This window comes from Mesorhizobium sp. M4A.F.Ca.ET.050.02.1.1, from assembly GCF_003997725.1.
Taxonomy (GTDB): Bacteria; Pseudomonadota; Alphaproteobacteria; order Rhizobiales; family Rhizobiaceae; genus Mesorhizobium.
Genome location: NZ_RZSG01000260.1, coordinates 1 through 7,447, shown reverse-complemented (window position 1 = coordinate 7,447; position 7,447 = coordinate 1). Strand labels below are relative to the sequence as shown.

8 protein-coding genes, 1 tRNA gene and 1 pseudogene are annotated in these 7,447 nt (G+C 62.9%); 6 read left to right on the top strand and 4 right to left on the bottom strand.

What is annotated here, in order from left to right:
- The 6 genes and pseudogenes from EOA33_RS18010 to EOA33_RS17985 all read left to right on the top strand — a co-directional run.
- A partial coding sequence (locus EOA33_RS18010) for a BBE domain-containing protein (protein ID WP_190234295.1) occupies positions 1–612 on the top strand: 612 nt, incomplete at its 5' end.
- A gap of 73 nt (positions 613–685) precedes the next feature.
- Positions 686–1,228, top strand: a complete 543-nt coding sequence (locus tag EOA33_RS18005; protein WP_245455749.1) for an MFS transporter — start codon at positions 686–688, stop codon at positions 1,226–1,228.
- Positions 1,204–1,518 (top strand): annotated as a pseudogene (locus EOA33_RS18000) (MFS transporter); the annotation flags it as partial. The gene EOA33_RS18005 and the pseudogene EOA33_RS18000, both read left to right, overlap by 25 nt.
- A gap of 117 nt (positions 1,519–1,635) precedes the next feature.
- Positions 1,636–2,664 carry an AraC family transcriptional regulator gene (locus tag EOA33_RS17995; protein ID WP_245455751.1) on the top strand — a complete coding sequence of 343 codons (1,029 nt, stop codon included), beginning with the start codon at positions 1,636–1,638 and terminating at the stop codon, positions 2,662–2,664.
- A 95-nt stretch (positions 2,665–2,759) separates the two neighbouring features.
- The gene (locus tag EOA33_RS17990) at positions 2,760–3,575 is read left to right on the top strand and encodes a sterol desaturase family protein (RefSeq protein ID WP_126057162.1); all 816 of its coding nucleotides are present in this window, start codon (positions 2,760–2,762) and stop codon (positions 3,573–3,575) included.
- A 12-nt stretch (positions 3,576–3,587) separates the two neighbouring features.
- Positions 3,588–4,199, top strand: a complete 612-nt coding sequence (locus EOA33_RS17985; protein WP_126057163.1) for a class I SAM-dependent methyltransferase — start codon at positions 3,588–3,590, stop codon at positions 4,197–4,199.
- A gap of 79 nt (positions 4,200–4,278) precedes the next feature.
- Here the strand turns inward: EOA33_RS17985 and EOA33_RS17980 are convergent, their stop codons facing one another.
- The 4 genes from EOA33_RS17980 to EOA33_RS17965 all read right to left on the bottom strand — a co-directional run bounded on the left by EOA33_RS17980 (position 4,279) and on the right by EOA33_RS17965 (position 7,240).
- Positions 4,279–4,758, bottom strand: coding sequence for an SRPBCC family protein (locus EOA33_RS17980; RefSeq protein WP_126057164.1), 480 nt, complete (start codon positions 4,756–4,758; stop codon positions 4,279–4,281).
- Between the two features lie 2 nt (positions 4,759–4,760).
- Positions 4,761–5,075 (bottom strand): metalloregulator ArsR/SmtB family transcription factor, encoded by a 315-nt coding sequence (locus EOA33_RS17975; protein WP_126057165.1) that lies wholly within the window; start codon positions 5,073–5,075, stop codon positions 4,761–4,763.
- 463 nt (positions 5,076–5,538) lie between these two features.
- Positions 5,539–5,615: transfer RNA gene (locus tag EOA33_RS17970), tRNA-Arg, on the bottom strand.
- Positions 5,616–5,752: 137 nt separating this feature from the next.
- Positions 5,753–7,240, bottom strand: coding sequence for a HAMP domain-containing sensor histidine kinase (locus EOA33_RS17965; RefSeq protein WP_126057166.1), 1,488 nt, complete (start codon positions 7,238–7,240; stop codon positions 5,753–5,755).
- Positions 7,241–7,447 lie beyond the last annotated feature (207 nt).

The following is a 7,447-nucleotide window of genomic DNA, read 5'->3' as shown; positions in this document are numbered from 1 at the left end:
GTCACACTGCCGTCGGGCGACCGTGGCTTCAGCATCTCGGCGTGCTATGTCGGCGCACCCGAGGCGGGCAAACCGGTCATCGAACCGATGATGACATTCGGGTCCCCCGTCGAAAGCCGCCTGCAGGCCGTTCCCTATCTTCAGATTCAATCGGCGGCCGACAGCCTTTTTCCACGCGGACGACGCTATTACTGGAAGGCGCAGTTCCTGCACGAGATCAGCGATGCAGCGATCGATGCGCTGCTCGACAGTTACGCGAAGGCTCCCAATCACTGGTCCCTGCTGGTTTTCCAGCAGGTCGGCGGCGCGATCGCCCGGGTGCCCGCGTCGCACTCGCCCTACGCCAATCGCGATGCGGCCTTCGACTGCTTCCCGATCGCCATCTGGGACGATCCGGCCGATGACGAGGCAAACATGCGCTGGGCGCGCGACCTATGGAACGCGGTCAGACCATTCTCCACCGGCGGCGTCTATGCCAACAATCTTGGTGATGAGGGTGACGAGCGCGTGCGTGATGCCTACGGCGAAAATTATGCGCGCCTGGCAGCAGTCAAGAAGCAATACGACCCGACCAATTTCTTCCGACTGAACCAGAATATCAGGCCTGAATAGTTCGGACTATTCGGGAGGAGCCGTGCGCAGCCGTTGGACGATCCTTGCTGTCCTGTTTATCGGCCGCGCCGCAATGGCGTTTCAATTCCAGAGCGTCGGCGCCGTCGCGCCCCTTGTCAGCGATAGCCTCGGTGCGAGCCTGGCCGACATCGGCATCCTGATCGGCCTCTATCTTGCACCGGGGGTCGCATTGGCCCTGCCCGGCGCGACCATCGGCCAGCGCTATGGCGACAGGGCGACCGTGCTCGCCGGCCTCCTGATGATGCTGGCGGGTGAAACGCTGATGACGTCGTCTGCGCCCTGGAGCCTGCAGATCAGCGGCCGACTGATCGGCGGCACTGGCGGCGTTCTGCTGAACGTCCTGATGACCAAGATGGTCGCCGACTGGTTTGCCGGCCGGGAAATCGCAACGGCCATGGCCATCTACATCAACTCATGGCCAGCGGGCATCGCGATCGCTCTGATGCTGCTGCCAGCAATCGGGACGACCTTCGGGATAAGCGCTGTGGGCATCGCCGTTGCGATACTGATTGTCGTCGCCATCGGCCTGATTGCCTTCATCTATCAAGCTCCGCAGGCGCCGCCCGCCGGGTGCAGGCGGTGGCTCTGTTCCTAACCGCCGCGACAGGCGAGTTCGCCTGGTGGCTGCTCGCCAGTGTGCTGCTCGGCCTCGGCACTGCGATGGTCTATCCGAGCTTGATCGCTGCGGTGTCAGATGCATCGCATCCCTCCTGGCGCGCCCGCTCACTCAGCGTCTACCGTTTCTGGCGCGATCTTGGCTATGCGATCGGCGCGCTCTCGGCCGCCGACTTCTTCGGTCTGGCTGCGGCGATTACCGCGGTTGCTGCGCTGACCTTCCTGTCAGGCGTCGTCGTGGCGCTCTTGATGAACGAACGCCGCGCGTGAGCGCCGGGCGCCGCCTGGAACTCAAGCAAACCGCTTAACCCCCAACCGGATCGCGTTGCCTTGTCGGCGTAACTGCGTTTACTTGCCGGTATGAACGGAGCGGGCATTTTGGACTTGATGTTGCGGGGCGGCGCGATCTCCCTCAACCTGCTCTTGGCCCTTCAGTTTGTCAGACTACGGCCGGTGCGCGCGGGGACACTGAGCGGCCTCCTGCTCACTCTCGGAGTCGCCAGCTACGTTTTGCTGTCCGCACCGGGCATGCCCGGGATGCTGGGCGATGCTCACTGGATACCCTTGCTGCTAGCCGTCCTCAATCCCGTCTTCCTGTGGTGGTTCGCAATCGGCCTCTTCCGCGACGACTTTGTCTGGTCGCCCGCTTACGCGCTACCCGGCGTCGTTCTGGTCGCGATCCTGCTGCTTGGCCACGGCAACAGCCCAATGCTTGCTGGCGTCCAGACCGTCCTGCATCAGGTGGTGCTCGTGGCTCTGCTTGCACATATCGTGTGGATGGCCGTTCAGGATTTTCGTAATGATCTCGTCAATTCCCGGCGCCGTTTCCGCATCGCGCTCGCCATCGTCCTGCCGCTGGCGGCCGTCCTCATTGCGGCCGGCGAGATCTATGCGATGTTCGCGCCGCTTCCCAGCTGGACGACGCTCGCGCAGGCCGTGATGCTGTTTGCGCTCTCCTTCGTCTTCACCGCATGGCTGGTACCCCTGCGTCTGGATTTGTTCGAGGCGCCCTCCCGGCCGGCCGTCAGCGTCAGCGAGCTCTCGCCCGCCGAGCGCATCGAACTGGAGCGTCTGAAGCGTGCCGTCGCAGACGGGGTGTGCCTGGAGGCCGAGCTATCGCTCGGCCAATTGGCTGGGCGCCTTGGCGTGCCCGAACATCGCCTTCGTCGGCTGATCAATGCCGGGCTCGGTTTCAGAAGCTTCTCGGCGTTCATCAATGAGCATCGCGTCGATGAGGCCCGGCGGCGGCTTGCCGACCCGGACCGCGTGCGCGAGCAGATCGTGTCGATCGCTTTTGGCGTCGGCTACGCGTCGCTCGCGCCATTCAACCGGGCATTTCGCGATCGCACGGGCACGACGCCGTCGCAGTTTCGAAAAGATGCGCTGGGCAAGCTCATCGATTCCGAAAATCTCTGATCGAAATCCAGTTTTTCCTATCGGCTTCTCCTGGTGCGAAGCCGCGGCGAACGCCCTCCGGTAGTCCTGGCTGTCCAACACCGGAGGCTTGCCCAATGCTTGACGCCCTAACCGTCGCGCCGCTCATGCGCTTCGTAGCCGACATTTATCCGGTGATCCTGCAGAGCGATCTCTATCGCTACCTGATCGGCGCCGGCGGGACGTTTCTCTTGATCAACGTGCTCCTTTCGGCGCGGCTTGCATCACGCAAGATTCGCCAAGAGACACCGCAAGCGCGGCAAATCATCCGCGAAATTCTCACGTCGCTCCGGACCGTCGTGATTTTCTCCCTGGTCGGGTTGACGATCGCCATTCTGGCCAATCTTGGCTGGCTCCCGGTCTATGAAGACCCAGGACAATACGGGTGGGCCTATTTCGCCATCAATGTCGTCGCGCTGATCGTCGCGCACGATGCGTGGTTCTACTGGACCCACTGGTTCATGCATCGCCCAAAACTGTTCCGGTGGTTCCACCGCCTCCACCACCGTTCGTACAATCCGACACCGTGGACCGCCTATGCCTTCGACGCCAGCGAAGCCTTCGTCAATGCGGTGTTCCTTCTGCTCTTCATGGCCATCATGCCGACCAGTGTGCTCGCCGCGTTCATCTTCACCGCGCACATGATGCTCAGAAACGCCATTGGCCACAGCGGATACGAGATATTTCCCGCCAACCGGGAGGGCCGCCCTCTGTTCGATTGGATGGCCACGGTCACACATCACGACCTGCACCATGCGCGGCCCCGCGCTAATTTCGGACTCTATTTCACCTGGTGGGACAAGCTCATGGGAACGGAAGACCCAACTTATTACGATGAATTCCAGCGTGCGGTCACACGCTGCGCGCTGCGCACCCGGCGACCTGCGAACTGAAGGGACAGGACCGTGGGCTTCTATCAGAATGTCCTGCTGCCGCGCCTGGTGCACCGCTCAATGACCAACCGTGAACTGCTGCCTTACAGGCACAGCGTGCTCTCGGCCGCGGAAGGACGCGTGCTCGAGATCGGCATTGGCTCAGGCCTGAATCTGCCACTCTATCCTGCCGCCGTGCACGACGTGATCGGCCTTGATCCGTCACCGCGGCTATTGGCGATGGCCCGGCATACCGCCAGGCATTGTACTTGCGCAGCAAATCTCATCGAGGCCTCGGCGGAGGAAATTCCGTTGGACAGTCACTCCATCGATACCGTTGTCACAACCTGGACGCTCTGCTCGATCCACGGCGCCGGCCAGGCGCTTGGCGAAATGCGGCGGGTACTCAAGCCAGGCGGGCAACTCCTGTTCGTGGAACACGGCCTCTCGCCGGAAGCGTCGGTTCAACGCTGGCAGGATCGCCTGACGCCGTTCTGGAAGCGCATCGGCGGCGGCTGCCATCTCAACCGACCGATCCGCACCCTGATCGAAAGCGCGGGCTTCAAGATCGGGCATCTTCAAACAGGCTATGCGAAAGGGCCAAGGCCGATGGTCTTCATGTACGAAGGCCGCGCCGTACCGTAGAACCGAACCCACGTTGCGACATGGCAGCCGATCTGCAAGGTCCGCACCGTCCAGTGCGGACCTTTCATTCATCCATGAGTCACCGACCAAACAGGTCGGCGTATCGCTGCAGGTAGAGCGGCCAGCCCTGATCGGCCGCAACACCATCGCGCACGCCTTCCCAACCCGCGCCGTGGCGCTCGAGCTTGCGGTGCTCCAACTCGACGCGCGTGCGGTTGGCGGCCTCTGCGGTGAACCGCACTTCCCACTCGCTGGTCTTGTTGAGATCGGTCTCCAGCCGCCATTGCGGCGTGATGTTCCAGCTAAGCAGCAGCCGGTGCGGCGGCTCGTAGGCCAGTACGTTCGCCCAGCGACACTCGCTGCCGTCTGCGCTGCGATCATAGATGTTTCCACCGACGCGCGGCTCGAACACCGTTTCGACGATGGGTACACGGAGCAGATTGTGCTCCTTGGGTTTGAACTTGCCAAAGTCCTCGGTGAAGACTTTGAAGGCGCGCTCGATCGGTGCCTCGACCACGATCGAATGCCTGACGATTGTATCTGCTGCTTGCGTACTCATCATCACTCCTTTGGCTGCTGCTCCACGGCTTCCTTGTAGGCCGCGAGCGTTTTTATCCAGAACCGGTCCAGGTCGGCGCGCAAAGCCGCCAACCCATCGGGATCGACGCGATAGATGCGGTGCTTGCCGGCGGGTGTGTCGACCACGAGCCTGGCATCCTTCAGTACCTTCAGATGCTGCGAAACCGCGGACCGGGTGACCGGCAGAGCGCTTGCCAACTCGGTCACCGAACTCGGGTGTTCGACCAGCATCTCGAAGATCGCGCGCCTCGTCGTGTCGCCGAGAGCCGTCCAGCCGCTGTTTAAGTTAGTTTCCACTAACGTGTTAGTATCGGCTCACGCGTTAAATGTCAACTGGATCCTCATAGAGTTTCCAGCCAGTCTCGATTTCGAAACCAACTCGGAACGCTGGATTGGCGGTCTCGGCTCGATGAACATCCTTGGTGGCGCTGCCGCTCCGACTGTTCGGTCCCGACGGCTACGGCGGCGTCGGCCGGTCACTACCGCCCGTCAGTTCAGTTCGGCCTTCGCCTCATTTGGCTTTGCCGCGATGACGGGCTGGCGTAGGGACGTCCCACCAATGTGAATGAGTGTGGCTGTCGGCGCACTCGGCATTAGCGCGTTTGGCACTATCGCGGCTGCGCAACCGCGCTCCGAATGCGGCATCTCCACCGATGTCTCGTAGCGGCTCGTATCCTGAGAAGGTTTGCGCTTCCGCAGACAAAATCGCAGACAAACTAGTCGTGCTAGTCTGCGGCGCCCTGCTAAGTGCTTGAAATAATGGCGCGCCCGAAGAGATTCGAACTCCTGACCCCCAGATTCGTAGTCTGGTGCTCTATCCAGCTGAGCTACGGGCGCGCATCAGGCCATGCTTGGCATAGCCCCGCGATCCGATCGTGACGACCGGCCGCGACGAGACGTGTTCCCTAACGACTGAATTTCCGAAAAGCAAGCCGATCCGGCAAAAGTTTTGTCGCAGGCACTTTTTGTCCGGACTAGGCAGGTCGGCGCAAACTTCCGCGCGCCTGGTCGAGCCGCACCGGCTGGTCGGGGATGGTGACGGCGAAGACGGTGCGGCCGCCGATCGATTCGACCAGCTCGACCGTGCCGCCATGGGCGCGGATCAGCTCGTAGGCGATGGCCAGACCAAGGCCGGTGCCGCCGCTGCGCGCCGAGCCGCGGAAGGCGGCGAACAGGTTCTCGCGCGCTTTCGGCGGCAGGCCGGGGCCGGTGTCGGTGACGACGATGCGGCTGACGCTGCCCAGGCGCTCGGCCGAGACGGCCAGCCTGCGCACCACAGCGCTTTCGGTGTCGGCCGCCATCGCCTGCACGGCGTTGCGGCAGAGATTGGTGAGCACGCGGAACAGCTGGTCGGAATCGGCATCGACCTCGAAGGCGTGCTCGACGCCGTTGACGAATTCGATGCCCTCCTCGATGTCGAGCAGGCCGTGCACGTCCTCGACCAGCTGGCGCAGCCGGACGCGGCGGCGCGACGGCGGCGGCTCCTGCGTGCGGCCATAAGCGAGCACGCCCTCCGAATAGGACACCGCGCGGTCGAGCGCGCGCAGCAGCTTCGGCGCGAAGGACTGCACGGTCGGGTCCTTGACCAGCCGCAGGCGGTCGGACATCAGCTGCGCGGAGGCCAGGATGTTGCGCATGTCGTGGTTGATCTTCGACACCGCCAGCCCGAGATCGGCGAGGTGCTTCTGCTCGGAGAGCATCTTCTGCAGCCGTTCCTGCATCTGCGACAACTCGCGCTCGGCGACGCCGATCTCGTCGGCGCGAGCGGCGGGACGGATGATGCGCCCGGGATCGTCGGGCGCCTCCGAGAAGGTCAGCATCGAGCGCGTCATGGCGCGGATCGGGCCGATCATGATCAAGTCGATCGCGGCATAGACCAGCATGGCGGTGAACAGCGAGATCAGCAGCGAGACGAAGGCGACGTTGCGCGAATAGACCAACATGGCGCTGCGCAAGGCGTAGTCGGGCATGATCAGCTCGAATTCCTTGTCGCTCTCGCCGACCGGGCCGAACACGCGCAGCATGCGCTTGCCGCCGAAGAACAGCGTGTCGAGCGCCCCGGTCATGCCGTCGATCATGCCGACCTTGGAAATGTCGATATGCTCGTCGACCTGCGGCGGCATCTCGGACACCACCAAAAGCCGCGAGACGCCGCCGTCGCGCACGGCGATCGCCTTGGCGCCGATCGCCATCAAAACGTCGTTCTGGGCAGTGCGCGAGAGCGAGTTGGGCTCGCCCTGCACCAGGACGATCGAGACCGCGGCCGCTGTGCCCAGGCGCTCCTTCAGCCAGCTCACCCGATAGCTGGCGATCCAGGGCAGGAAAATCAGGATTTCGGCCAAAAGCACGAAGACGATGGTGAGCAGAAGAAGCTTGGTCGACAGGCCGCGCGACAGGGGCACCGTGCGGGCAGCGGTAATCGCCGCGCCGGCCCTGTCGTCCGTGGCTTGGGCTTCAGTCATGCTTCAGGTCTTCACAAACACTTGATAGCGAAGATTAGGCGATTGCGGCTTTTTTGCCAATTTCATCCTTGCGGGATAAAAAACATCCACCGCGCGATCGCGACAAAGGGCGCAGCCAGCGCCGGATTGACTTCCAAAACCCTTCTTTCTATAAGCCCGCTCACGCTCGGGCCATTCGTCCCGGCGCGGTTTCGATCGCGCCTAAAC

Excerpts from the sequence above, each read along its gene's own strand:
- EOA33_RS18005 (WP_245455749.1), top strand. The coding sequence starts at position 686 with ATGGCGTTTCAATTCCAGAGCGTCGGCGCCGTCGCGCCCCTTGTCAGC.
- EOA33_RS17995 (WP_245455751.1), top strand. The coding sequence starts at position 1,636 with ATGTTGCGGGGCGGCGCGATCTCCCTCAACCTGCTCTTGGCCCTTCAG.
- EOA33_RS17990 (WP_126057162.1), top strand. The coding sequence starts at position 2,760 with ATGCTTGACGCCCTAACCGTCGCGCCGCTCATGCGCTTCGTAGCCGAC.
- EOA33_RS17980 (WP_126057164.1), bottom strand. The coding sequence starts at position 4,758 with ATGAGTACGCAAGCAGCAGATACAATCGTCAGGCATTCGATCGTGGTC.
- EOA33_RS17965 (WP_126057166.1), bottom strand. The coding sequence starts at position 7,240 with ATGACTGAAGCCCAAGCCACGGACGACAGGGCCGGCGCGGCGATTACC.